Consider the following 24,024-nt stretch of genomic DNA (forward strand, 5'->3'; position numbering starts at 1 on the left):
CCGACAGCCCCGGAAATCCGGCGTTAGGGCGATTTTTGGGGCGCGCTCCGAGTCCGCTTCGGACACGTCCCGACGGGACCGGCCGGTACGTTAGAATAGCGGTTTTCCCGCTGTCCCCGACTTACATGAGCGCACCGCACAAGCCCACCGGACCGATTCTGCGACGTCTGCTGGGCTATCTCCAGCCATATTGGCACATGGGCCTGCTGGCCGTTCTCGCCATGGCGCTGGTGGCGGCCACCGAAGCGGCCATCCCGGCAGTCCTCAAGCCGGTGCTCGACAAGGGCTTCTCGGGCGGCGATCCGTGGAAGCTCTGGTACGTCCCGGCCGCCGTGATCGGCCTGGCCGTGATCCGAGGGCTGGCGCAATATTCGGCCAACTACATGCTGTCGTGGGTCTCGAACCGCGTGCTGCTCGACTTGCGCGTGAAGATGTTCGAGCGCCTGCTGCACGCGCCGGCCGCCTACTACCAGCGAGAGACGACCAGCACGCTCATCAATGCGATTGTCTACGAAGTCAATCAAGTGCTAGGCGTGCTCACTACGGTGCTGATCACGCTCGTGCGCGATTCGCTGACCGTCGTCGGCCTGCTGGGGTATCTGTTCTATCTGAACTGGCGTCTGACGCTGGTCGTGGCCGTCATTCTGCCGCTGATCGGATGGCTGGTCGGCAAGATCAACCGCCGCCTGCGCCGTCTCAATCGTGAGCAGCAAACGCTGACCAACGCACTGTCGTATGTGGTCGAAGAGGCGGTCGGTGGCTACAAGGTCGTGAAGATCCACAACGGCGAAGAGTACGAGAAGAACCGCTTCGACAAGATGACCAGCGCGTTGCGCGGCTACGCCATGCGCGTGACGGTCTCGGGTGGTCTCGCGCAGCCGGTTACGCAGGCGCTGGCCTCGCTGGCGCTGGCCATCGTGATTACCGTCGCGATGATCGAGTCGTCGTCGGGCGAGATGACCGTGGGGGGGTTCACGGCGTTCGTCACGGCACTCCTGCTCGTCGTGTCCCCGCTCAAGCATCTGATGGACGTCAACCAGCCGCTGCAACGTGGCGTGACGGCCGCCGAGCTGATCTTCGAAGTGATGGACGTCGAAGTCGAGCCGGTCGGCGGCGAGCGCACGCTCGAACGTGCGAAGGGCCGTGTGACGTTCGATCAGGTCAGCTTCAACTACGGCGCGAGCGAGCGCCCGACGCTCGACAAGATTTCGCTGGAGGTCGCGCCGGGCGAGATGGTGGCGCTGGTCGGCCCCTCAGGCAGCGGCAAGACGACGATGGTCAATCTGGTGCCGCGCTTCTTCGATCCGACGGGCGGGCGCATTCTGCTCGACGACATTCCGCTCAACGATCTGCGTCTGGCCGATCTGCGCCGTCAGATTGCGTTTGTGAGTCAGGACGTTGTGCTGTTCAACGACACCATTGCCGCGAACGTCGCCTACGGTCAGGAAGTCGACGCCGAACGCGTGCAGGCAGCGCTGCGCGCCGCCAATCTGGCCGATGCAGTCGCCGCTATGCCCGATGGCGTGAACACGCTGGTGGGCGACAACGGCATGCGCCTGTCGGGCGGCCAGCGTCAGCGTCTGGCGATTGCCCGCGCGATCTACAAGGACGCACCGATCCTGATTCTGGACGAAGCAACGTCGGCACTGGATTCGGAATCAGAGCGTCATGTGCAGGCGGCGCTCGAAGTGTTGATGGAAGGCCGTACGACGCTGGTGATCGCGCACCGCCTGTCGACCATCGAACGCGCCGACCGTATTGTCGTGCTCGAACATGGCCGCATCGTGGAGCAGGGATCTCACCAGGCACTCGTGGCGCATAATGGTCTCTACGCCCATCTGCACCGCATTCAGTACGCGCAGCAGCAGGAAGCGTGACAACCGGGACGCCCGCCGGTGCCGTGTGCGCTGCGGGTGTCGGAACGTCATGCGCCGTCGCCCATTCGCCCGCCTTTGAGGAGACTATGATGAGTCAGCCGCCGATCAGTCGTTTTCCCGTGCCAGACCTCGCCGCGTTGCCGGACGATATCCGCGCGCGCATCGACGCGGTCCATGAGAAGGCTGGCTTCATCCCCAATGTCTTCCTCACACTGGCGCACCGTCCCGACGAATTTCGCGCATTTTTCGCATATCACGATGCCCTGATGCTCAAGGACGGCAATCTGAGCCAGGGCGAGCGCGAGATGATCGTGGTCGCCACCAGTGCGGCGAATCAATGTCTGTATTGTGTGGTCGCGCATGGTGCGCTGGTGCGCATCTACGAAAAGCAGCCGTTGCTGGCCGATCAGGTGGCCGTCAACTATCTGAAGGCGGACCTGACCGAACGCCAAAAGGCGATTCTGGCGTACGCGATGAAGGTCTGCGAGCGTTCGCATGAAGTGTGCGACGAGGACTACGCCACGCTGCGGCGCTACGGACTGAACGATGAGGATATCTGGGACATTGCGTCCATTACGGCGTTCTTCGGCATGTCCAACCGGATCGCCAATGCCATTTCCATGCGGCCTAACGACGAATTCTTCTTGATGGGGCGAGTGCCTCGCACCCGTTAAGGCTACTGCTCGTAAAACTTCGATACCTATGATCTTCGTGACTGGCGGCGCCGGATTTATCGGCGCAAATTTTGTTCTCGACTGGTTGGCGCTTCACGACGAACCGGTCGTGACCATCGACAAGCTCACCTACGCAGGCAATCTGGCGAATCTGGCAGGTCTGGAGCGTGACCCACGTCACCATTTCGCGCAGGTCGATATCTGCGACCGAGCCGCGCTCGACACGCTGTATGCCGAGCATCGCCCGCGCGCCGTGCTGCACTTCGCGGCGGAAAGCCACGTCGATCGCTCCATTCACGGCCCGGCCGATTTCGTTCAGACGAACATCGTCGGCACCTTCACGATGCTTGAAGCGGCCCGCGCCTATTGGGGATCGCTCGAAGGCCAGGCCCGCGACGACTTCCGTTTCCTGCACGTGTCGACGGATGAGGTCTACGGCTCGCTGAGTCCGACCGATCCGGCCTTTACCGAGACCACCCCGTACGCGCCGAACAGCCCGTATTCGGCCTCGAAGGCCGGTTCCGACCATCTCGTGCGCGCGTATCACCATACTTACGGTCTGCCGGTCCTCACGACCAACTGCTCGAATAACTACGGCCCGTACCAGTTCCCCGAGAAGCTGATTCCGCTGGTGATCGCCAATGCGCTCGCAGGCAAGCCGCTGCCGATTTACGGCGACGGCAGCAACGTGCGCGATTGGCTCTACGTTGGCGACCATTGCTCGGCCATTCGCGAAGTGCTTGCCAAGGGCGTCCTGGGCGAGGTCTACAACGTGGGTGGCTGGAACGAGCAGAACAATCTGTCGGTGGTCAAGCACCTGTGCACGCTGCTCGACGAGTTGTCACCGCGCGCCGATGGCAAGTCGTATGTCGATCAGATCACGTTCGTGACGGATCGCCCGGGACACGATCGCCGCTACGCCATCGATGCCCGCAAACTTGAGCGTGAACTGGGCTGGCGTCCGGCGCAAACGTTTGAGACCGGCATGCGCAAGACGGTGCAGTGGTATTTGGCCAATGGCGAATGGGTGCGTCAGGTGCAGTCGGGCGAGTACCAGCGCTGGATCGAAACGCATTATCAAAAGAATAATTGAGGTACGTATGAGCACCAAACGTAAAGGCATTATTCTTGCTGGCGGCTCCGGCACCCGCCTTTACCCGGCAACGCTGGCGATCTCCAAGCAGTTGCTGCCGGTCTACGACAAGCCGATGATTTATTACCCGCTCACGACGCTGATGCTGGCGGGTATCCGGGATATCCTGATCATCTCGACGCCTCAGGACACGCCGCGCTTTGAGCAACTGCTCGGCGACGGCAACCAGTGGGGACTGAATCTGCAGTACGCCGTGCAACCGTCCCCGGACGGTCTCGCGCAGGCGTTCCTGATCGGCGCGGACTTCATCGGCAACGATCCGTGCGCGCTGGTGCTGGGTGACAACCTGTTCTATGGGCACAATTTCGCCGGGCTGCTGCAGGCAGCGAACGCCCAGAGTGATGGGGCGTCGGTGTTTGCCTATCCGGTGCACGATCCGGAGCGCTACGGCGTGGTGACGTTCGACGAAAGCGGCAAGGCCATCGAACTCGTGGAAAAGCCGAAGGAGCCGAAGTCGCGCTACGCCGTGACGGGGCTGTATTTTTGCGACAACAACGTCATCGATATCGCGCGTTCGATCAAACCGTCGGCGCGTGGCGAACTGGAAATCACCGACGTCAATAACGAGTATCTGAAGCGCGGCAAGCTCAATGTCCAGATCATGGGACGCGGCTACGCCTGGCTGGATACGGGCACGCATGAGTCGATGCTCGAAGCGAGCACGTTCATTCAGACGATCGAGTCGCGACAGGGCCTGAAGGTCGCCTGCCCGGAAGAGATTGCTTACCGGAGCGGATGGATCGACGCGGCCGCCATCGAAAAACTGGCGCAGCCGCTGGCAAAGACGGGCTACGGTCAGTATCTCCTCTCGATGCTGCGTGAGCGGGTGTTCTGAGCACGCACGTCCCCGTTATTGACGCTTACCGGTACTCCAATATGCAAGTGATTCCCACCGCCATTCCGGCCGTTCGCGTGATCGAACCCAAGGTGTTCGGCGACTCGCGCGGTCATTTCTTCGAAAGTTTCAACCAGCGTAATTTCAACGACGGCCTTGGCGAGACGCTCACGTTCGTGCAGGACAATCAGTCGCGCTCGGTGCGCGGCGTGTTGCGCGGTCTGCACTATCAGGTCAAGCAGCCGCAAGGCAAGCTCGTCCGTGTGCTGCAAGGCGAGATCTATGACGTCGCCGTCGACATCCGCGAAGGATCACCGACGTTCGGCAAGTGGGTCGCCGAAGTGCTGAGCGCCGAGAACAAGCGGCAACTGTGGATTCCGGCGGGCTTCGCCCACGGTTTTGTGGTGACGTCGGAGACGGCCGAGGTGCTGTATAAGACCACCGACTACTGGGCGCCGCAGTTCGAGCGCTGCATCCGCTGGGACGATCCGACGCTCGCGATTCCCTGGCCGCTCGACGGCATTACGCCGGTCGTCTCGGACAAGGACAAGCAGGGCATGCTGTTCGCCGACTACACTCACGAAGACTGAGTTTCGCCCGCCACCCTGAGCACCCGCACGTACCGCAATCCCAGCGGGGCGAAGCGGGCGATCAGGGCATCGGCGACGGTCTGCGACGGCCCTTCGATGCCGCCGTAGCCCGCCGCCAAACTGTTCGAACCGTTCAGCCCTTCGACGATCACGTCGGCTTCCAACCCGTTGTTCAGATAGTGCAGCTTGACGTCGTTCAGGGCCAGCGCGTTGGCCCGGCACAGCAGTTCGGCCGCACCGACCACCACGGCACGTGCCGGCCACTGTTGTAGCGCGGTGCCCTTCGTGTCGCTTTCCGGATCGACGTGCACCAGCACGTCGAGAATCTGCGGTTCGTTCATGACTGCGGCCCGGGCCTGTTCGGCTAAGTAGTGCCCCTCCGAGACCGACAGCCTTGCGTCCACGAGAATATGGACGTCGACGACGATCTCATCGCCCATGCGTCGCGTACGCAGCATGTCGATGCCACGTACGCCCGGCGTGTCGAGCAGACGCTGGCGAATCGTGACGGTCGTGTCGTCGTCCACGCCGCGATCAATCAGGTCCTGCAAGGCGTTCCAGCCGAATTTCCACCCGGTGCGTCCGATCATCAGCCCGACGAGCGCTGCCGCGAGCGGATCGAGAATGCGGTAGCCCGCGAGGTTGCCGAGAATCCCGCACGCCACCACGAGCGACGACAGGGCGTCCGAGCGCGCGTGCCAGGCGTTGGCGACGAGCATCGCCGAGCGCACTCGTTGTGCCGCGCGCAACATGTAGCGGAAGAGTCCTTCCTTGCTGACGAGCACTATCACCGCTACGACCAGCGCGATGGTGTGCACCTCGGGAATGTCCTCGGGGTGGAGCAGACGCTCCACCCCGCGCCACAACATGCCCGCACCCACTACGAGCAGGATCACGCCCAGAAATAGCGACGCGGCGTTTTCGTAGCGGTTGTGCCCGTAAGGGTGATCGGCATCAGGTGCACGGGCGCTGCCGCGTGCGGCGGCGAGCACCACGAAATCGGAGACGATATCGGAGAGGGAGTGAATGCCGTCGGCGATCAGCGCCTGCGAGCGCGCGAAGATCCCGATGACGATCTGGGCGGTTGTCAGCACGACATTGACCCAGATGCTGACCCAGGTCGAATGGCGTGCGACGGCATGTTTGTCGAGCGCCTCGCTCGATGCCGCCAGGTTGTCGTAGTTCGAGTAGGGCATGGCCGGGGCGTGCTTGTGCGCACGACGAAATCGTATCGATTGCGTATTGTATTGCGGATGCCCAGGTTTTCTATGACAGCGGTTACATCAGAATGATGTCGTACTGCTCCTGATGGAACGACGATTCGACCTGAAGCGAGATCGGCTTGCCGATGAAGTCGATCAGCATCGCGAGGTGCTGCGACTCTTCTTCGAGGAACAGATCGACGACTTCCTGCGAGGCGATCAAACGGAACTCGCGCGGATTGAACTGGCGCGATTCGCGCAAAATCTCGCGCAGAATGTCGTAGCACAGCGTACGCGGCGTCTTGACCTGTCCCTTGCCCTGACACACCGCACACGGTTCGCACAGCACGTGCGCGAGCGATTCGCGCGTGCGCTTGCGGGTCATCTCCACCAGCCCCAACTGCGAGAAGCCGTTTACCGTGATGCGCGTGCGGTCGCGTGCGAGCGCTTTCTTCAATTCCGCGAGCACGGAGTCGCGATGGTCGGCGCTCTCCATGTCGATGAAGTCGATGATGATGATCCCGCCCAGATTGCGCAGCCGTAACTGGCGCGCAATCATCAGCGCCGCTTCCAGGTTGGTCTTGAAGATCGTGTCGTCGAAGTTGCGTGCACCGACGTAGCCGCCGGTGTTCACGTCGATGGTCGTCATCGCTTCGGTCTGGTCGATCATCAGATAGCCGCCGGACTTCAGATCGACGCGACGCGACAACGCGCGCTCGATTTCCGTCTCGACGTTGTACAGATCGAACAGCGGACGCTCGCCCGTGTAGTGCGTGAGCTTGCCAAGCACGGCAGGCGTGTAAGTCGCCGCAAACTCGGCCAGCTTCTGATACGTCTCCCGCGAGTCGACGAGGATCTTGCCCGTCTCTTCATGCACGAAGTCGCGCAGCACGCGTTGGGCCAGATTCAGATCTTGATACAGCAGCGCAGGGGCGGGCACGCGCGTGCTCTGCTCACCAATCGTCTGCCATGACTTGCGCAGGTAGGCGATGTCGTTGGCGAGTTCGGCGTCGGCTGCGTCTTCGGCAATGGTACGCACGATGAAGCCGCCTTTCTCATCAGCCGGCACGAGCGCCTGAATCTTGCTGCGCAGCGCCTCGCGCTCGGCTTCGCTCTCGATACGCTGCGAGATGCCGATGTGCGGCTCCTGCGGCAGATAGACGAGCGTGCGTCCGGCGATGCTGATTTGCGTCGACAGGCGAGCGCCCTTCGTGCCGATCGGGTCCTTGATGACCTGCACCATCAGCGTCTGCCCTTCGAAAACCGTCTTCTCGATGGGCGGCTGCGGATGCGGCACGGACGTGTCGTTATTCGTGCGCGGATGCCAGATATCGGCCACATGCAGGAACGCCGCGCGCTCCAGCCCGATATCGATGAAGGCCGACTGCATGCCCGGGAGCACGCGCACGACCTTACCCAGATAGATGTTGCCGACCAGACCGCGCGAGAGCGTGCGCTCGATGTGCAGTTCCTGCACAGCGCCGAGCTGCATAAGCGCCACACGGGTTTCCTGTGGCGTGATATTGACCAGAATGTCTTCGTTCATAAATTGTCGACCAGACTCGAAATGCGCGGGGCTAGGTAGCGTTAGAAGTCGACGCCCGCCTGACGCAGCAGCGCGGCGGTTTCGCAAAGCGGCAGTCCCATGATGCCGGAGTAGCTGCCGTCGATACGCATCACAAACTCGGCGGCCTTCCCCTGAATACCATAAGCGCCCGCCTTGCCTTTCGGTTCTCCCGAGGCGACGTAACGCTCGATCTCCTCGCGGCGCAACGGCCGGAACCACACGTGCGAGATGTTGACCGCCTGATGGATCTGTCCGTCGGCACAGACCGCTACGGCGGTGAGCACACGGTGACGGGTGCCTGACAGACGGGCGAGTACGGCGCAGGCGTCGGCGTCGTCGAACGGTTTGCCGAGGATGGTGCCGTCGAGACAGACGGTCGTGTCGGCCGTCAGGATCGGCGCGCCGGGCAGTCCGGCGCGCGCCAGACGGGCCACCGCCGCTTCGGCCTTGGCGCGCGTGACGCGCTGCACATAGTCGTCGGGCGGCTCCCCAGGCAGCACGGCTTCGAGTGCTTCGGCGTCCTCGTCGGCATGGGGTAGCAGCAACTCGAAACGAACGCCGAGCTGTTGCAGCAGTTCCTGACGGCGGGGGCTTTGCGAAGCGAGATAAATGTACGGCATGGCGGCTTGGCTTGAATTCGTCCAGCCCGGCACACGGCTTTGCAGAAAATTGCAGCGCGCGCACCGGGCCGCTGGATGGGCTGGGCGAGGGGAACGTCCTATTATGCCGCCTTGCGACCCCGCCCGCCACCATGGGGCAGCGACCGGCGGGTGCCGTTTTTCAAGGGAATTGCGCGCGGTAGGGGGCTTTCGGGCGCGGTAGGGGCGGTGGGGACGTCCGCGACGTCCCCACCGCCCTTCACCGCTCAGAGGTCGGCGAGGAAGTCCGCGCCGATCAGGTCGATGCGGTCGGTGCAGATGGCGTCCACGCCCCATGCGGCCAGTTCGCGGGCACGCGCCGGCTCGTTGACCGTGTAGACGAGCATATGCAGCCCGGCGGCTTTGATCTCGGCGACCTGCGGGCCGTCGAGATGCTTATGGCTCGCGTGCAGCGTGACGGTGCCCAACTTGCGCGCGTCGTCGCGCCAGTGGGCCGGTACGGCCTCGTACAGCATGCCGCACGGCAGTTCCGGCACGGCAGCGGCCGCCGCTTCGAGCGCCTCATAGGAGAACGAGGAGAGCAACGGCGGCTGGGCCTGACCGGCCCACAGCGCCTTGACCGCCTGCGCCACCAACGTGCCCGTCTCGGCTTCACGCCCCGGGCACGGCTTGATCTCGACGTTCGCCGCGAGTCCCAGCGCCTGACAACGCTCGGCCACCTGCGCCAGCGTCGGCATCGTCTGGCCTGCAAAGCGGCCGTCCGCGCCGAACCAGCTACCGGCGTCCAGCTTCTCAATTTCGGCGTACGTCATCTGCGCCGCCGCGCCGTGACCGTTGCTGGTGCGATCGACGGTGTCGTCGTGCAGCAGAAAGACGACGTTATCCGCCGAGAGCTTGGCGTCGAACTCGACCATGCGCAGGCCGAGCGATGCACCCATCTCGAAGGCGGCGAGCGTGTTCTCCGGTGCGAGCTTGCCGCCGCCGCGATGCGAGACGATGCGCGGATACGGCCAGTCGCGCCACAAATGGGCGGTTGCCGGGTCTGAGGTCGCGCTGCTCATGCTTCCACCCGCTTGCCCGTCGACGGATCGAACAGGTGCAGCGCCTTGGCGGAAATCGCCAGTGGCATGACGGAACCCGCCGCCGGGCGCAGCTCGTGCGGCAGACGCACCGTCACGTTTTGCTCGCCCCAGCGGCCGTGCAGCAGATTGTCCGCGCCGAGCAGTTCGAGTTGATCGACGTTGATGCTGGTTTGTGCGGCGAACGCGCCCAGCCCATTCTGCTGTTCGGCGGGCACCAGATGTTCCGGACGCACGCCAAGCACCAGTTCGCGCCCTGCGTGGGCCATGCTCGTCGGCGGCAGACGCAGCGCCGGGCCGCCGTCGACTTCGAACGTACGGCCTTCCGCATCGACCCGGCCCTTGAGCAGATTCATGGCGGGCGAGCCCATGAAACTCGCCACGAACAACGATGCCGGACGCTCGTAGACGTCGGTCGGCGTGCCGATCTGCTCGGCGTAGCCCTTGTTCATGACGATCACGCGATCGGCCAGCGTCATGGCTTCGACCTGGTCGTGCGTGACGTACAGGCTCGTCGTCTTCAGGCGTTTGTGTAGACGCTGAATTTCCAGGCGCATTTGCACGCGCAGCTTGGCGTCGAGGTTCGAGAGGGGTTCGTCGAACAGGAACACAGCCGGTTCGCGCACGATGGCACGGCCCATGGCCACGCGCTGACGCTGACCGCCCGAGAGTTCACGCGGCTTGCGCGCGAGCAGGGGTTCGAGTTCCAGAATACGCGCCGCCGCGAGCACGCGCTCTTCGATAGCCTTCTTGTCGATGCCGCGAATCTTCAGGCCGTACGACATGTTCTGACGCACGTCCATGTGCGGATACAGCGCGTAGTTCTGGAACACCATCGCAATGTTGCGATCCTTCGGCTCCAGTTGATTGACGACCTGCGAGCCGATCAGAATGCTGCCTTCGCTCACCGATTCGAGGCCGGCGACCATGCGCAGCAGTGTCGACTTGCCGCAGCCCGACGGGCCGACGATGACCACGAACTCGCCGTCTTCGATGTCGATGTCGACACCGTGCAGCACGTAGTTGTTCTGGTCGTAGGTTTTCTTGACGCTATGGAGTTTGAGATTTGCCATGATTACTTTTCCGAATCGACCAGACCGCGCACGAACCAGCGTTGCATCAGCAGCACCACCGCGAGCGGTGGCAGCATGGCGAGCAACGTAGCGCTCATGACGAGTTGCCATTGGGTAGCGGTGTCGCCGCTGCCGATCATGCTCTTGATACCCACGACTGCCGTGGTCATTTCCGGTGCGTTGGTCACCAGAATCGGCCACAGGTACTGATTCCAGCCATAGATGAAGGTGATGACGAACAGCGCCGCGATGTTCGTCTTCGACAGCGGCAGGACCACGTCGAAGAAGAAGCGCATCGGCCCTGCGCCGTCGATGCGTGCGGCTTCGACGAGTTCGTCCGGCAGCGTCATGAAGAACTGACGGAACAGGAACGTGGCCGTGGCCGAGGCGATCAGCGGGATCGTCAGACCGGCGTAGCTGTTGATGAGCCCGAGGCTCGAAATCACCTGCACCGTCGGGAAAATCCGCACTTCGACCGGCAGCATCAGCGTGACGAAGATGAGCCAGAAGAACAGATTACGCAGCGGGAAGCGGAAATACACGATGGCGAAGGCCGACAGGATCGACACCGAAATCTTGCCGATCGTGACGACCAGCGCCATGAACAGACTATTGCCGAGCATCAGTCCGAAGGGCATGGCAGCGTTGCCGGTGCCCGCGCTCCACACTGTCGAGAAGTTCTCGAACAGATGCGAGCTCGGAATGAGCGACAGGGGAACGTTGAAGACTTCGCTCTCGTTCATGGTGGCGGCGACGAACGCCACGTAGAGCGGGAAGACCACCAGCAGCACGCCGATTATCAGCATGACGTGGCAGAAGATATCCAGGCCGCGACGGTTCTCGATCATGCGTATTGCACCTTGCGTTCGATGAAGCGGAACTGCACGACCGTGAGCACGATGACGATGACCATCAGCACCACCGACTGGGCAGCCGAGCTGCCGAGGTCGAGCCCCTTGAAGCCTTCCGAGTAGATCTTGTAGATCAGCGTCATGGTCGACTGACCCGGACCGCCGCCCGTGGCCGCATCGATCACCGGGAAGGTGTCGAAGAACGAGTACACGAGGTTGACCACGAGCAGGAAGAACGTCGTCGGCGAAATCAGCGGCAGCACCAGCCCGAAGAAGCGACGGATCGGGCCTGCACCGTCGATCGCGGCGGCTTCCACGAGCGAGCGCGGAATCGCCTGCAACCCGGCGTAGAAGAACAGGAAGTTGTAGCTGACCTGCTTCCAGATCGAGGCGAGTACGACGAGGAACATCGCCTGCCCGCCGTTGAGCGCGTGGTTCCACTCGATGCCGACCTTCGCCAGGCCGTAGGTGACCAGACCGATACTCGGGTTGAAGAGGAACGCCCACAGCACGGCGGCAATGGCCGGTGCCACGGCGTACGGCCAGATCAGCAGCGTCTGGTAGAGGCGCTTGCCGCGCGTGACCCGGTCGGCCATCGCCGCAAGTAACAGCGAGATGACCAGTCCGCAGACGGTGACCAGCCCGCTGAAAATCATCGTCGTGCGAAACGACGCGAGATAGAGCGAATCGCCCCACAGCGAGGTGAAGTTGTCGAGCCCGACGAACTCGCTCGACAGGCCGAAGGCGTCTTGCGTCGATGTCGATTGCCACAGGGCCTCGCCCGCGGGCCAGAGGAAGAACAGGGCAGTGATGATGAGCTGCGGCGCGACAAGCGCGTAGGGCAGCCAGCCGGTGCCGAAGCGGGGACGTTCTCTGGAGGTATGCGCCATAACGTAGTGACCGAAAAAAACCAAACCGGCCCGCGTATCACGCGAGCCGGGGTGGCGTCATTGTAACGTCACGATTCCCCCCGCAAATGCAGGAAAAGCCCCCGCATTGCGTGCGTCATCGTGCGTTCACCGAACGTTGAGGGCGACTTAGCTGCCTTGCTTTGCGAAGCGAGCCAGAAGGTCGTTGCCACGTTCCACTGCCTTGTCGAGCGCGGCTTTAGGCGTTTGCTTGCCGCTCCACACGCCTTCGAGTTCCTCGTCGACCACCGTACGAATCTGCGGCATGTTGCCCAGACGCAGACCGCGCGTGTACGGCAGCGGGTCCTTGTTGAGCATCTGCTTGATGGCCGTGTCGGCGCCCGGGTTCTTCGCGTAGAAGCCTTGCTTTTCCGTCAGTTCGTAAGCGGCCTTGGTGACCGGCAGGTAACCGGTGTCCTGGTGCCACTTAGCAGCCACGGCCGGCGAAGCGAGGTAGTTCAGGAACTTTGCCACGCCCTTGTACTCGGTGGCCGACTTGCCGGCGAGCACCCACAGGCTGGCGCCACCGATGATGGCGTTCTGCGGCGCACCCTTCACGTCTGCGTCGTACGGCATCATGCCCACGCCGTAGCTGAACTTGGCGTACTTGCCGATGTTGGCGAGCGCGCCCGACGTCGTCATGGCGATACCGCAGTCGCCGCTGTAGAACTTCGAGGTCACTTCATCCTTACGGCCCACGTACGTGAACGTACCGTTCTTTGCCATGTCGGCCAGGAACTGGATGTGCTTGACCTGTTGCGGGCCATTGAACTCAAGCTTGGCGTCGAGGCCGCCGAAGCCGTTATCCTTCGTCGCGTACGGCAGGGCGTGCCAGGCGCTGTAGTTCTCAAGCTGCGTCCAGCCTTGCCAGCCCATCGTGAAACCGCACGACATGCCCGAAGCTTTCAGCTTCGCGGCGGCGGTGTTCACGTCGGCCCAGGTCTTCGGCGGGGTGTTCGGATCGAGGCCGGCCTTCTTGAAGGCGTCCTTGTTGTAGTACAGCACCGGCGTCGAGCTGTTGAACGGCATCGAGATCAGGTGGTTGGTCTTGCTGTCGGCGTAGTAACCGGCGATGGCGGGCACGAAGGCCTTTTCGTCGAACGGCTCACCGGCGTCCTTCATGACTTGCCACACGGGCTTTACGGCCTTCTTGGCACCGATCATCGTGGCGGTGCCCACTTCGTACACCTGAAGAATGGCCGGTGCATTGCCGGCGCGGAAGGCGGCGATCCCTGCGGCCAGCCCCTGCTCGTAGTTGCCCTTGTAGATCGGGACAATCTTGTAGTCGCTTTGCGATGCGTTGAAGTCGGCAGCGATCTGGTTGACGCGATCGCCGAGGGCCGATTCCATCGAATGCCAGAATTGGATTTCCGTGGCGGCCAGGGCCGACGTGCTCATGCCGAGTGCCAGGGCGGCGCCAACGCCAGCGAGGGCGAACGTGCGCAGGGAAGGTTGCTTCATGCCAATCTCCGGGGGTTCACGAGAAGTCAAGGGTCTGATTGTGTGAGTGGACCCTACTTGTTCGCGGTGCGAACTGTAGCGCCGCGTAGACTAACACGTCACCGTGTTATTTCCATTCGCACTGCACAATGCGTGTTGCACGCGAGTGCAACGGGGGGATTGACACGCCGCGAAGTGCCACGGCCAGCAAGGCCTGGCGCGGCATCGAGGGTCCGGCACAACGTTGCGTTGCACCGCAAAATGCGTTGGTGACTTATGGATGACTTATTTTTTTGTCATACAAGGATGGTGGACATAACGTCGGATGACGCGCCGCCCCGTCGACAGAATGCCGTCAGACCCGATGATAGGGGTGATTGGCGTTGATGCTCCACGCGCGGTAGAGCTGTTCGGCGAGCAGCACGCGCACCATGCCGTGCGGCAGGGTGAGGCTGGACAGGCGGATGAGGGTGTCGGCGCGCGACTTGAGGGTCGGGTCGAGCCCGTCGGCGCCGCCGATCACGAAGGCCACGTCGCGCCCGTCCTGTTGCCAGACGGTGAGCGACTGGGCCAGACGCATGGTGGTGAGATCCTGCCCGCGTTCGTCCAGACAGACGAGACGACAGCCGCGCGGCAGCGCCGCGTCGATGCGTTGCGCTTCGGCGGCCATGACCGTCTCGGCGGTGCGGGAGTTGGAGCGCTGCTCCGGCTTGATTTCCTTGAGTTCGATGCGCAGCTCGGGCGGCATGCGCTTGGCGTACTCGGCGAAGGCGGTCTCGATCCAGCCGGGCATCTTATGCCCGACTGCGAGAATGAACAGACGCATGTCGGCAGGATCGCGTACGGCGTCTTACTTGCTGGTCTTGCGACGGGCCGGTGCCGGGGTGGCAGCGGGCGCGTCTTCCTCGTCTTCGTCTTCCGCGCTGGCCTTCGCACCGGCCTTGGTGCCGGCGGCCTTCAGGCGGACGGGCTTCTCGCCCCAGATTTCTTCGAGGTTGTAGTACTGGCGCAGGGCCGGTTGCATGATGTGCACGATGGCGTCGCCCGTGTCGACCAGCACCCATTCGCCCACGTCTTCGCCTTCCATGCTGACGATGTCGCCGCCGGCGGCTTTGACCTTGTCGCGCACGCTTGCGGCCAGTGCCTTGGTCTGGCGGTTGGACGTGCCGCTCGCGATGATCACGCGCTCGAACAGGGCGGTGAGGTGTTCGGTGTTGAACACCTTGATGTCCTGGGCCTTGACGTCTTCGAGGGCGTCGACAATCAGGCGCTGAAGTTTACGAATATCCATAGTGCGTCTATTTGGTGAAACAGGGGTGCGAGATAGCGGCCCGGCAATTGCCGTGGGGCCGTCAGGCGCGGTACAGGTGTTGCGTGCGGATGTACTGCCACACGGGTTCGGGCAGGTTTGCCGGGGGTGTGACGGTGTCTCGCGCGTGCGCCAGCATGGCGCGCAACTCGGTGGCGGAGATGTCGACGGCCAGTGAGTCGTCGATCAGGATGCCGCCGCATGGCGTGGATTGTACCCCGAGCGCGGACTTTTCCCGTTGAACGAAGACCGGGCGCAGTTCCGGGGACGCCGCATCAAGACTGAAACCGGGCCGCGCCGCCGCACAGACATGGGCGTAATCGAACAGTTCGCGCCACGCATGCCAGGTGTCGAGCCGCACCAGTTGGTCCGAGCCGATGAGCAGAGAGAGCGACGCGTCGGGCCCGGCGTCCTGCCGCATTTCCCGTAGGGTATCGACGGTGTAGCTCGGCCCGGCGCGTTCGATCTCGCGCGTGCTGACGATCACCTGCGTCGACGGATGGGTGACGGCCAACTCGGCAGCCAGCCCCTGTGCGGCAAGCCGGGTCATGGCCAGCCGGTGCTCGGCGGCCGTGCTGCCTTGCTTCTGCGGCTGTTGCCCGGCGGGCATCAGCACCAGTTCGTCCAGCGCCAGCGTGCGCGCGAACAATGCGCCGAGCGCGAGATGCCCGGTGTGAATCGGATCGAACGTGCCGCCGAGCACGCCGATACGTTTGCGCGTTGGGTGGCACGGAGTGGCCGGGTTGCCTTGTGCTGCAGGAGAGGTGACGGTCATGCGCGCAGAGCCTTTACACCCACTCGCGGCGCACGAGGAAGTCGGTGTAGAGCTTTTCTTCGGGCGTGCCCGGCTCCGGCTTCCAGTCGTAGTGCCATTTCACGATCGGGGGCATCGACATCAGAATCGACTCGGTGCGCCCGCCCGATTGCAGGCCGAAGTGCGTGCCACGATCCCAGACCAGGTTGAATTCGACGTAGCGGCCGCGGCGATGCGCCTGAAAATCGCGTTCGCGTTCGCCATAAGGCATGCCACGACGGCGCTCGACGATGGGCACATACGCGTCGAGGAACGCATCGCCCACGCTTTGCATGACCGCGAAGCCGGTGTCGAAGCCGCCACCGGAGAAGTCGTCGAAGAAGATGCCGCCGATGCCGCGCGGTTCCTGACGATGCTTCAGATAGAAGTACTCGTCGCACCACGTCTTGAAGCGCGGATACCACGTGGTGTCGAACGGATCGAGCGCGTTCTTGCACGTCTGATGGAAGTGCCGACAGTCTTCTTCGTGCGCGTAGTACGGCGTGAGATCCATGCCGCCGCCGAACCAGAACGCCGGCAACTCGCCGGGCGCGGTGGCAATCAGAATGCGCACGTTGAAGTGCACCGTGGGGCAGTACGGATTACGCGGATGCAGGACCAGCGAGACGCCGAGCGCTTCGAAGCCGCGTCCGGCCAGCTCTGGCCGCGAGGCGCTGGCCGACGCGGGCAGCTTGTCGCCGATCACATGAGAGAAGTTGACGCCGCCGCGCTCGAAGAAGTCACCGTCGTCGAGTACGCGGGTGCGCCCATCGCCACGCAGCGCGCCATCGGCGGGACGCTGCCAGTCGTCGACGACGAAGCGTTTGCCGTCCAGGCGCTCCAGCGTCTCGACAATGCGGTCCTGAAGCCCGAGAAGATACGTGCGTACCGCGCCCGTGTCCGGCGCCGGTGCGGTGTCTTGCGCTGTCATTCTGTGACGTCCCTTGCGTGGTCTGTGTATGCAAATTGCGGTTTTATCCGCGATTGTACCGGCACGAGGGCAGACGCGGGCAGGCGGCACCGCGTGCCGGTGCCGCCCGAATGACCTGAATCAAACGAGGGTGCGCCCGCGTTTCAGGGCGCTGGCGCGTTCGGAAGTGTCCCTGCGGGGGCCGTGCCACCCGCGCCCGGAACGATTGGCGGCACAGCGCTGGTGCCGCTGACCGCCGGTCCGGCCGCGCCCGGCGCAGGCATCAGGATCTGCCGTGTGGCGGGCACCGGCCAGTGGGCCGTGCCGCCGACCTCGGCAATCGCCTTGTTGGTGTCGAAGTAGACCTGCCAGTAGTCGCGGTTGTGGCAGTAAGGGCGCACCGCGAGCACCGGCCCGGACGGATTGAACTCGAGAATCTCGACGTCCACGCCCGGCTTTTCGACCACGTTGGGAATCTGCGCGACGCGTGCCTTCAGGCGATCCACGGCGTCCTGCAGGTCGACCGTATGCGCGAGCTGTGCCGTGAGGTCCACGCGTCGGAAGGCGTTGGCGTCGTACACGGTGATGTTGTCGCCGAATACCTTCGTGTTGCCGACGTACACGCGCAGGTTGTCCGGCGTCGTGAGTGTGGTGACGAACAGCCCGATCTCGTCGACCACGCCCGTCACGCCGCCTGCGCTGATCATGTCGCCCGACTTGAACGGACGCAGCACGATGAGGAAGATGCCCGACGCGAAATTCGACAGCAGTCCGGACCAGGCGGCCCCGATGGCGATACCGGCAGCGGCGAGTAGGGCAGCGAACGATGTTGTTTCGATGCCGCAGACACTAAGAATGGTAAGAATCAGCGCGATACGCAAGGCAATGCGCATCGTCGATTCGGTATAGCGAACGAGGGTGGGATCGATGTGGCGGCGATTCATCGCGCTGCGAACGAACCGCGCCAGCAGATTGATGACGATGCCACCGACGATCCAGATGACGACGGCCATCGCGATTTTCAGGCCGAACGGCACCAGATAATCGTTGACCAGCTTATCGAGGTCGAACATGTAAGTCTCCGTCGAGCAAGGGTCTGTCGGGAAAACTGCATGAATGCCGCCGGGGCTGGCCGGCCGCGCGCTCTCGGGGTAAACCTTCGATGTCACGCGACGCCAGCGTGCCAATTTGGCCAGCGCTTGTCAATCGCGGGGGAATGAAGATGTGAGGCGGCCCATTGAGGGGGCGTGGGGAGGGTGGTGCAGCGTGCGATGCCAACGCCTGCGTCAAAAGACAACGGCCCGGGGAACGCGAGGTTCCCCGGGCCGTGGCGAAACGATCCGGCGTAAGTAAGCTAACGGCCGGATGCTGGCAACTTATTCCGGCTTGCGCGCGAGTGCGCGATTGCCGATGTCGTGGCGATATTGCATGCCGTCGAAGTTGATCTGATTGACGGTCTGGTACGCCACGCTCTGCGCGCCGCGCACCGTGTCGGACAGGCCGACCACGCACAGCACACGTCCGCCCGTGACCTTGAGCACGTTGTCTTCGAGCTCTGTGCCCGCGTGGAACGTCACGCATTCGTCGGTCTCCGCCGGGACTTCCGAAATACGGTCGCCCTTGCGCGGCGTGTCCGGGTAGCCGTGCGCGGCGAGCACCACGCCCAGCGCATAACGACGATCCCAGTCGAGTTCGATCTTGTCGAGCGTGCCCGCAATCGCGTGCTCGACCACCACCGAGAAGTCGCCCTTCAGACGCGCCATGATCGGCTGCGTTTCCGGGTCGCCCATACGGCAGTTGAATTCGAGCGTCTTGACGTTACCGTCGGCGTCGATCATCAGACCGGCGTAGAGGAAGCCCGTGAAGCGAATGCCGTCGGTCTCCATACCGCGCACCGTCGGCATGATGATCTCGCGCATCACCTTCGCGTGAATCTGCGGCGTGACGATCGGCGCGGGCGAGTAAGCGCCCATGCCGCCCGTGTTCGGGCCCTGATCGTTATCCAGCAGACGCTTGTGATCCTGCGACGTGGCCAGCGGCAGTACGTTCTTGCCATCGACCATCACGATGAAGCTGGCTTCTTCGCCTTGCAGGAATTCCTCGATCACCACGCGCGCACCGGCATCGCCGAGCTTGTTGTCCGCGAGCATCATGTCGACGGCGTTGTGCGCTTCTTCCAGCGACATCGCCACGACCACACCCTTACCGGCGGCCAGACCGTCGGCCTTGATGACGATCGGCGCGCCCTTGGCGTCGATGTAGGCGTGAGCGGCGGCTGCGTCGGCAAACGTTTCGTAATCGGCAGTCGGAATGCCGTGGCGCTTCATGAACGCCTTGGCGAAGTCCTTCGACGATTCGAGCTGCGCGGCTTCCTTCGTCGGTCCGAAGATCTTCAAGCCACGGGCGCGGAAGATGTTGACGATACCGGCGGCGAGCGGCGTTTCCGGGCCGACGACCGTGAGCGCGATGCCTTCGCGTGCGGCGAATTCGGCGAGCACGTTCGGATCGCTGATCGGCACGTTGCGCAGACGCTCGTCGAGCGCCGTGCCGCCGTTACCCGGTGCGACATAGACCAGTTGAATACGCGGCGATTGGGCAAGCTTCCACGCGAGCGCGTGTTCGCGGCCGCCCGAGCCGACAACCATAATCTTCATACTTATTCCCCGATGACGGCGTTGGTGAACACTTCCTGCACGTCGTCGAGGTTTTCGAGCGCGTCGAGCAGCTTTTGCATCTTCACGGCGTCGTCGCCGGTGAATTCCACTTCGGTTTGCGGCTTCATCGTCACTTCGGCGACTTCTGCCTTCAGGCCAGCGGCTTCGAGCTTGTCTTTGACGGACTGGAAGTCGTTGGGCGGGCAAACCACTTCGAAGCTGCCGTCTTCATTGGTGATGACGTCGTCCGCACCGGCGTCGAGCGCCACTTCCATGAGCTTGTCTTCCGGGGTATCCGGCGAGAACAGGAACTGACCGCAGTGCGTGAAGAGGAAGGCGACCGAGCCGTCGGTGCCCATGTTGCCGCCGAACTTCGAGAAGGCGTGACGCACTTCGGCCACCGTGCGCACACGGTTGTCCGTCATGGTGTCGACGATCACGGCCGCGCCGTTGATGCCATAGCCTTCGTAGCGGATTTCTTCGTAGTTCGCGCCGTCCAGACCGCCCACGCCGCGATCGATCGCGCGCTTGACGTTGTCCTTGGGCATGTTCGCGTCGGCAGCCTTTTCGACGGCCAGACGCAGGCGCGGGTTGCTGTCGGCGTCACCGCCGCCCAGACGGGCCGCGACCGTGATTTCCTTGATCAGACGTGTCCAGACTTTACCGCGCTTGGCATCTGCCGCAGCCTTCTTGTGCTTGATGTTGGCCCATTTGCTATGACCCGCCATGAATTTCTCCGTCGTGCCGCGCTGAGCGGCGAAGTATGCTCTGCCAGCCTGCGCAGTCCGGCGCGGCCAACCTTTGAAACGGGAGCGCCCGCCACCATGGGGGTCGCGGGCGCCGATTGCCTCGCCGCCCCGTCGTCTCGCACGGATCCTGTCGATCACGTGGGGCATTTCGGGGCGGTGCAGTCCGAGCGGCAACCTGTGCCGCTATAATCGGAGGCAATTTTATCATGCCGCCGCACCGTGCCACGGGTGTTTGCTGCGCCGTGTCACGAGCCACGCCGCGTCTACCGCAGAGGTCGCTCATGCCCAAGAAGCCCGTGCCGTCGCAAGCGTCGTTCACCGCGACCCCAGCCGTCGCCCCCGCGTCGGCCGCTCCCGTCTCACCCGTCGCAACATCCACTGTGTCAGCGAGTTCCGCTCACGAGTCCGGCGAAGGGCTGGTGATAGCGCGCAACGCACAGCACCTGCTCGGCCTGCTGCCCGCGATGGGCAACCGCCACGGGCTCATCACCGGTGCGACCGGCACCGGCAAGACCGTCACCCTGCAAGTCATCGCCCAAGCGTTTTCGGACATTGGCGTGCCCGTCTTTATGGCGGACGTCAAAGGCGACCTGACGGGCATCACGCAGCCCGGCGTCGAGACGCCCAAGCTCAAGGAGCGCATCGCCAACCTCGGCTTCGACACCCCCGACTGGCACGGCAGCCCTGCCACGCTGTGGGACGTCTTCGGCGAGCAGGGCCACCCGGTGCGCGCCACCATCTCCGATTTGGGACCGCTCCTGCTCTCTCGCCTGCTGGGCCTGAACGAGACGCAGACCGGTGTGCTCAACCTCGTCTTCAAAATCGCCGACGATAACGGTCTGCTGCTGCTCGACAGCAAGGACCTGCGCGCCATGCTTCAGCATGTGGGCGACAACGCGTCGAACTTCACCACGCAGTACGGCAATATCTCGGCCGCGTCGGTCGGGGCGATCCAGCGCGGGTTGCTCACGCTGGAGCAACAGGGCGCAGACAAGTTCTTCGGCGAGCCGATGCTCAACATCGAAGACTTCATGCAGACGGACGCGCAGGGACGCGGCATCGTCAACATTCTCGCGGCGGACAAGCTCCTGGCCGCCCCGCGCATCTATGCCACGTTCCTGTTGTGGCTGCTCGCTGAGCTGTTCGAGCGCCTGCCGGAAGTGGGCGACCCCGATAAACCCAAACTCGTCTTCTTCTTCGACGAGGCGCATCTGCTATTCAACGAAGCGCCGAAGCCCTTGCTCGAACGCATCGAGCAGATGGTCCGGTTGATTCGCTCGAAGGGTGTCGGTGTGTACTTCGTGACGCAGAACCCGGTCGACGTGCCGGACACGGTGCTCGGCCAGTTGGGTAACCGCGTGCAGCATGCGTTGCGCGCCTATTCGCCGCGCGACCAGAAGGCGGTGAAGGTCGCTGCGCAGACAATGCGCGCCAATCCGTCGCTCGACATCGAGACGGTGATCGGCGAACTGGGTGTCGGTGAGGCACTTGTGTCGCTGCTCGACGAAAAGGGACGTCCGGCCATCACGGAGCGTGCCTACATCTCGCCGCCGGCGTCACGTATCGGGCCGATCACGCCGCAGGAGCGCGCTGCGTTGATGGCCAGTTCGCTCGTTGCGGGCGTGTACGAAAACGCCGTCGACCGGGAGTCGGCTTACGAGAAGCTTGTGGGGCGCACGGACTCACGCCAGCCGGACGGCACGCCGACGCCTTCGGGCGGCGCACCCGCCGGAACCGGTGGAGGCGGTGGCTGGCTCGACTCCCTCGGCGGTCTGCTGGGCGGTAGCGGGTCGCGCAGCAAGGACTCGCCCGTCGAAGCGATGGTCAAGAGCACGATGCGCACCGTCGGCAGTCAGCTCGGACGCGAAATCGTGCGCGGCGTGCTGGGCAGCATTCTGGGCGGCAACAAGCGCCGGTAAGGCTGATACTGACGCGGATGCGGGCGTGCAGTGCGCGCCCGCGTTCTCTCGCCTCTCGCGTCTTCTTTGCCCGTGTTGCAGATCCGGTTCCGGTCAAACAATAAAAGGTCGCTCACTCGCCGATGTCCCTCAAATCTTCGCTGGAGCCGGTGCGAACCGGCGTGGCACACGACCCGCTGTGGCTGCGCGCCGCACCGCTCATCTTCCTGTTCCTGTGGTCCGTCGGTTTCACCGTCGCCAAGATCGGTCTGGAGTACGCCGATCCGCTGACCTTTCTGGCGTTGCGTTACGGGCTGGTGCTCGTGGTGCTGGCACCGCTGGCGGTCGTCATGCGCCCGCCTTTGCCGAAGACGGCGGCCGCATGGGGCCATCTCATCGTCATCGGCCTGTTGATTCAGGCGCTGTATTTCAGCATGACGTATCTGGCGCTGCGACTCGGCGTGTCGGCGGGGAGTGTGGCGCTGATCACGTCGCTGCAACCGATTCTCGTGGCGCTGGCGGTACCGCACCTGGTGGGCGAGCGCGTGAGCGGGCTGAACTGGATCGGGCTCGGTCTGGGGCTGGCGGGGGCGGCGCTGGTGATCGTGGCGCGCTCGGCCGTGGAGGCGACGTCGGCCGTCGGGCTGCTATTGACGTTCGTGGCGCTCGGCGCGATTACGTGCGGCACGCTGTACGAAAAGCGCTTCGGTGTGGGCCAGCACCCGGTGACCTCGAATCTGGTGCAGTACTTCGTCGGGTTCGCGGCGACGCTGCCGCTTGCGTGGTGGCTCGAACCGATGCACGTCGCGTGGACGTGGCAACTCGGTCTGACGCTCGTCTATCTGGTGATCGGCAACTCGATTATCGCGATCTCGTTGCTGCTGGCGATGATCCGGCGCGGCGAGGCGTCGCGCGTGTCGGCGCTGTTCTTCCTCGTGCCGCCCTCGGCGGCGCTCGCGGCGTGGCTCATGGTCGGGGAACATATGCCGCCGCTGGCGTGGGCGGGGATGGTGCTGGCGGCCATCGGCGTGGCGCTGGCTACGCGACGCAAGGCGGCATAAGGCGGCATAAGGCAGACGCAGCAGGACGCTCCCCAAAGCAAAAGCCCCGGCAGGACCGGGGCTTTTTTCATCGTTCCATCAGTTCTTGGTGCCGAACAGGCGGTCGCCTGCGTCGCCGAGACCCGGAATGATGTATGCATGGTCGTCCAGACGCTCGTCGAGCGAAGCGACATAGAGCTTCACGCCCGGATGCGCGTCGAGCAGCACCTTCACGCCTTCCGGGGCGGCCACGAGTGCGAGGAATGCAATGTTCTCGGGCGATACGCCGCGCTTGATGAGCACATCGACGGCGTGCACGGCCGAGTAGCCGGTCGCCACCATCGGATCGCACAGGATGAAGCTGCGGTCGGCCACGTCGGGCAGACGCACGAGATACTCGACGGGACGATGCTGCTCGTCGCGATACACGCCAATGTGGCCGACACGTGCGGATGGCACCAGATCGAGCAGCCCGTCGCTCATGCCGACGCCGGCGCGCAGCACGGGCACGATGGCGAGCTTCTTGCCCGCGATGACCGGGGCGTCCATCTCCACCATCGGCGTGTCGATGCGCTCGGTCGTGAGCGGCAGGTCGCGCGTGATTTCGTAACCCATGAGCAGCGTGATCTCCCGCAGCAGTCCGCGGAACGTGCGCGTCGACGTTTCCTTGTCGCGCATGTGCGAGAGCTTGTGCTGAATCAGCGGGTGATCGCAGATGAAGAGGTTCGGGAATCGGGTGTCTTGTTTCATGGCAGGCAATTTGGGGCTGGGCCGCCGAATCGGTATGACTGGGTTCGGCCCGCATGGCCGCGATTTTAGCCGA

At 63.6% G+C, this 24,024-nt stretch carries 23 protein-coding genes; 7 read left to right on the forward strand and 16 right to left on the reverse strand.

Annotated elements, in window-relative coordinates; translation table 11 throughout:
• Positions 1 to 125 precede the first annotated feature (125 nt).
• From msbA to rfbC, 5 genes are all read left to right on the forward strand, one after another.
• Complete coding sequence (gene msbA / locus PAN31117_RS22780) at positions 126 to 1,877, forward strand: lipid A export permease/ATP-binding protein MsbA (protein WP_150740217.1); 1,752 nt, start codon at positions 126 to 128, stop codon at positions 1,875 to 1,877.
• Between the two features lie 89 nt (positions 1,878 to 1,966).
• The gene (locus PAN31117_RS22785; protein ID WP_150740281.1) at positions 1,967 to 2,551 is read left to right on the forward strand and encodes a peroxidase-related enzyme; all 585 of its coding nucleotides are present in this window, start codon (positions 1,967 to 1,969) and stop codon (positions 2,549 to 2,551) included.
• 28 nt (positions 2,552 to 2,579) lie between these two features.
• On the forward strand, positions 2,580 to 3,644 hold the full coding sequence (rfbB, locus tag PAN31117_RS22790; protein ID WP_150740218.1) for a dTDP-glucose 4,6-dehydratase: 1,065 nt from the start codon (positions 2,580 to 2,582) through the stop codon (positions 3,642 to 3,644).
• A 7-nt stretch (positions 3,645 to 3,651) separates the two neighbouring features.
• Entirely contained in the window at positions 3,652 to 4,539 is an 888-nt protein-coding gene (gene rfbA / locus PAN31117_RS22795) for a glucose-1-phosphate thymidylyltransferase RfbA (protein WP_150740219.1), read from the forward strand.
• Between the two features lie 41 nt (positions 4,540 to 4,580).
• On the forward strand, positions 4,581 to 5,129 hold the full coding sequence (gene rfbC, locus PAN31117_RS22800; RefSeq protein WP_150740220.1) for a dTDP-4-dehydrorhamnose 3,5-epimerase: 549 nt from the start codon (positions 4,581 to 4,583) through the stop codon (positions 5,127 to 5,129).
• On the opposite strand, the gene PAN31117_RS22805 is transcribed toward rfbC, so the two are convergent.
• The 15 genes from PAN31117_RS22805 to PAN31117_RS22875 form a co-directional block, all read right to left on the reverse strand.
• The gene (locus tag PAN31117_RS22805; protein WP_246189225.1) at positions 5,117 to 6,325 is read right to left on the reverse strand and encodes a cation diffusion facilitator family transporter; all 1,209 of its coding nucleotides are present in this window, start codon (positions 6,323 to 6,325) and stop codon (positions 5,117 to 5,119) included. The two genes, rfbC and PAN31117_RS22805, sit on opposite strands and share 13 nt — an antisense overlap.
• 82 nt (positions 6,326 to 6,407) lie before the next feature.
• The gene (gene rng / locus PAN31117_RS22810) at positions 6,408 to 7,877 is read right to left on the reverse strand and encodes a ribonuclease G (RefSeq protein ID WP_150740221.1); all 1,470 of its coding nucleotides are present in this window, start codon (positions 7,875 to 7,877) and stop codon (positions 6,408 to 6,410) included.
• A 41-nt stretch (positions 7,878 to 7,918) separates the two neighbouring features.
• On the reverse strand, positions 7,919 to 8,518 hold the full coding sequence (locus PAN31117_RS22815) for a Maf family protein (protein ID WP_150576337.1): 600 nt from the start codon (positions 8,516 to 8,518) through the stop codon (positions 7,919 to 7,921).
• Between the two features lie 245 nt (positions 8,519 to 8,763).
• On the reverse strand, positions 8,764 to 9,558 hold the full coding sequence (ugpQ, locus tag PAN31117_RS22820; protein WP_150740222.1) for a glycerophosphodiester phosphodiesterase: 795 nt from the start codon (positions 9,556 to 9,558) through the stop codon (positions 8,764 to 8,766).
• Positions 9,555 to 10,649 (reverse strand): sn-glycerol-3-phosphate import ATP-binding protein UgpC, encoded by a 1,095-nt coding sequence (locus tag PAN31117_RS22825; protein ID WP_150740223.1) that lies wholly within the window; start codon positions 10,647 to 10,649, stop codon positions 9,555 to 9,557. Before PAN31117_RS22825 ends, ugpQ begins: the two co-directional genes overlap by 4 nt.
• A 2-nt stretch (positions 10,650 to 10,651) precedes the next feature.
• Positions 10,652 to 11,497 (reverse strand): sn-glycerol-3-phosphate ABC transporter permease UgpE, encoded by an 846-nt coding sequence (ugpE, locus tag PAN31117_RS22830; protein ID WP_150740224.1) that lies wholly within the window; start codon positions 11,495 to 11,497, stop codon positions 10,652 to 10,654.
• Positions 11,494 to 12,390, reverse strand: a complete 897-nt coding sequence (ugpA, locus tag PAN31117_RS22835; protein ID WP_150740225.1) for a sn-glycerol-3-phosphate ABC transporter permease UgpA — start codon at positions 12,388 to 12,390, stop codon at positions 11,494 to 11,496. The genes ugpE and ugpA overlap by 4 nt, the downstream gene beginning before the upstream one ends.
• A gap of 147 nt (positions 12,391 to 12,537) precedes the next feature.
• The gene (gene ugpB, locus PAN31117_RS22840) at positions 12,538 to 13,869 is read right to left on the reverse strand and encodes a sn-glycerol-3-phosphate ABC transporter substrate-binding protein UgpB (protein ID WP_150740226.1); all 1,332 of its coding nucleotides are present in this window, start codon (positions 13,867 to 13,869) and stop codon (positions 12,538 to 12,540) included.
• 334 nt (positions 13,870 to 14,203) lie between these two features.
• Complete coding sequence (rlmH, locus tag PAN31117_RS22845; RefSeq protein ID WP_150740227.1) at positions 14,204 to 14,674, reverse strand: 23S rRNA (pseudouridine(1915)-N(3))-methyltransferase RlmH; 471 nt, start codon at positions 14,672 to 14,674, stop codon at positions 14,204 to 14,206.
• Between the two features lie 24 nt (positions 14,675 to 14,698).
• Positions 14,699 to 15,139, reverse strand: coding sequence for a ribosome silencing factor (gene rsfS / locus PAN31117_RS22850; RefSeq protein ID WP_150740228.1), 441 nt, complete (start codon positions 15,137 to 15,139; stop codon positions 14,699 to 14,701).
• Positions 15,140 to 15,200: 61 nt separating this feature from the next.
• Positions 15,201 to 15,932 carry a nicotinate-nucleotide adenylyltransferase gene (locus tag PAN31117_RS22855; protein ID WP_150740229.1) on the reverse strand — a complete coding sequence of 244 codons (732 nt, stop codon included), beginning with the start codon at positions 15,930 to 15,932 and terminating at the stop codon, positions 15,201 to 15,203.
• Positions 15,933 to 15,945: 13 nt separating this feature from the next.
• Complete coding sequence (gene hemF, locus PAN31117_RS22860) at positions 15,946 to 16,881, reverse strand: oxygen-dependent coproporphyrinogen oxidase (RefSeq protein ID WP_150740230.1); 936 nt, start codon at positions 16,879 to 16,881, stop codon at positions 15,946 to 15,948.
• A 143-nt stretch (positions 16,882 to 17,024) separates the two neighbouring features.
• Positions 17,025 to 17,933: a mechanosensitive ion channel family protein gene (locus PAN31117_RS22865; protein WP_150740231.1), complete on the reverse strand. Its 909-nt coding sequence runs from the start codon at positions 17,931 to 17,933 to the stop codon at positions 17,025 to 17,027.
• 303 nt (positions 17,934 to 18,236) lie between these two features.
• Positions 18,237 to 19,514, reverse strand: a complete 1,278-nt coding sequence (purD, locus tag PAN31117_RS22870) for a phosphoribosylamine--glycine ligase (protein ID WP_150740232.1) — start codon at positions 19,512 to 19,514, stop codon at positions 18,237 to 18,239.
• A gap of 2 nt (positions 19,515 to 19,516) precedes the next feature.
• Positions 19,517 to 20,242, reverse strand: coding sequence for a YebC/PmpR family DNA-binding transcriptional regulator (locus tag PAN31117_RS22875; RefSeq protein WP_150740233.1), 726 nt, complete (start codon positions 20,240 to 20,242; stop codon positions 19,517 to 19,519).
• A gap of 302 nt (positions 20,243 to 20,544) precedes the next feature.
• On the opposite strand from PAN31117_RS22875, the gene PAN31117_RS22880 reads away from it, so the two are divergent.
• Together PAN31117_RS22880 and PAN31117_RS22885 are read left to right on the forward strand one after the other, a co-directional pair.
• On the forward strand, positions 20,545 to 22,182 hold the full coding sequence (locus PAN31117_RS22880) for a helicase HerA-like C-terminal domain-containing protein (protein ID WP_150740234.1): 1,638 nt from the start codon (positions 20,545 to 20,547) through the stop codon (positions 22,180 to 22,182).
• 122 nt (positions 22,183 to 22,304) lie between these two features.
• Positions 22,305 to 23,222: a DMT family transporter gene (locus PAN31117_RS22885; protein WP_150740235.1), complete on the forward strand. Its 918-nt coding sequence runs from the start codon at positions 22,305 to 22,307 to the stop codon at positions 23,220 to 23,222.
• Between the two features lie 78 nt (positions 23,223 to 23,300).
• On the opposite strand, the gene upp is transcribed toward PAN31117_RS22885, so the two are convergent.
• Positions 23,301 to 23,951: a uracil phosphoribosyltransferase gene (upp, locus tag PAN31117_RS22890; protein ID WP_150740236.1), complete on the reverse strand. Its 651-nt coding sequence runs from the start codon at positions 23,949 to 23,951 to the stop codon at positions 23,301 to 23,303.
• Positions 23,952 to 24,024 lie beyond the last annotated feature (73 nt).

Origin of the sequence: Pandoraea anapnoica, from assembly GCF_902459765.1 — a bacterium.
GTDB lineage: Bacteria > Pseudomonadota > Gammaproteobacteria > Burkholderiales > Burkholderiaceae > Pandoraea > Pandoraea anapnoica.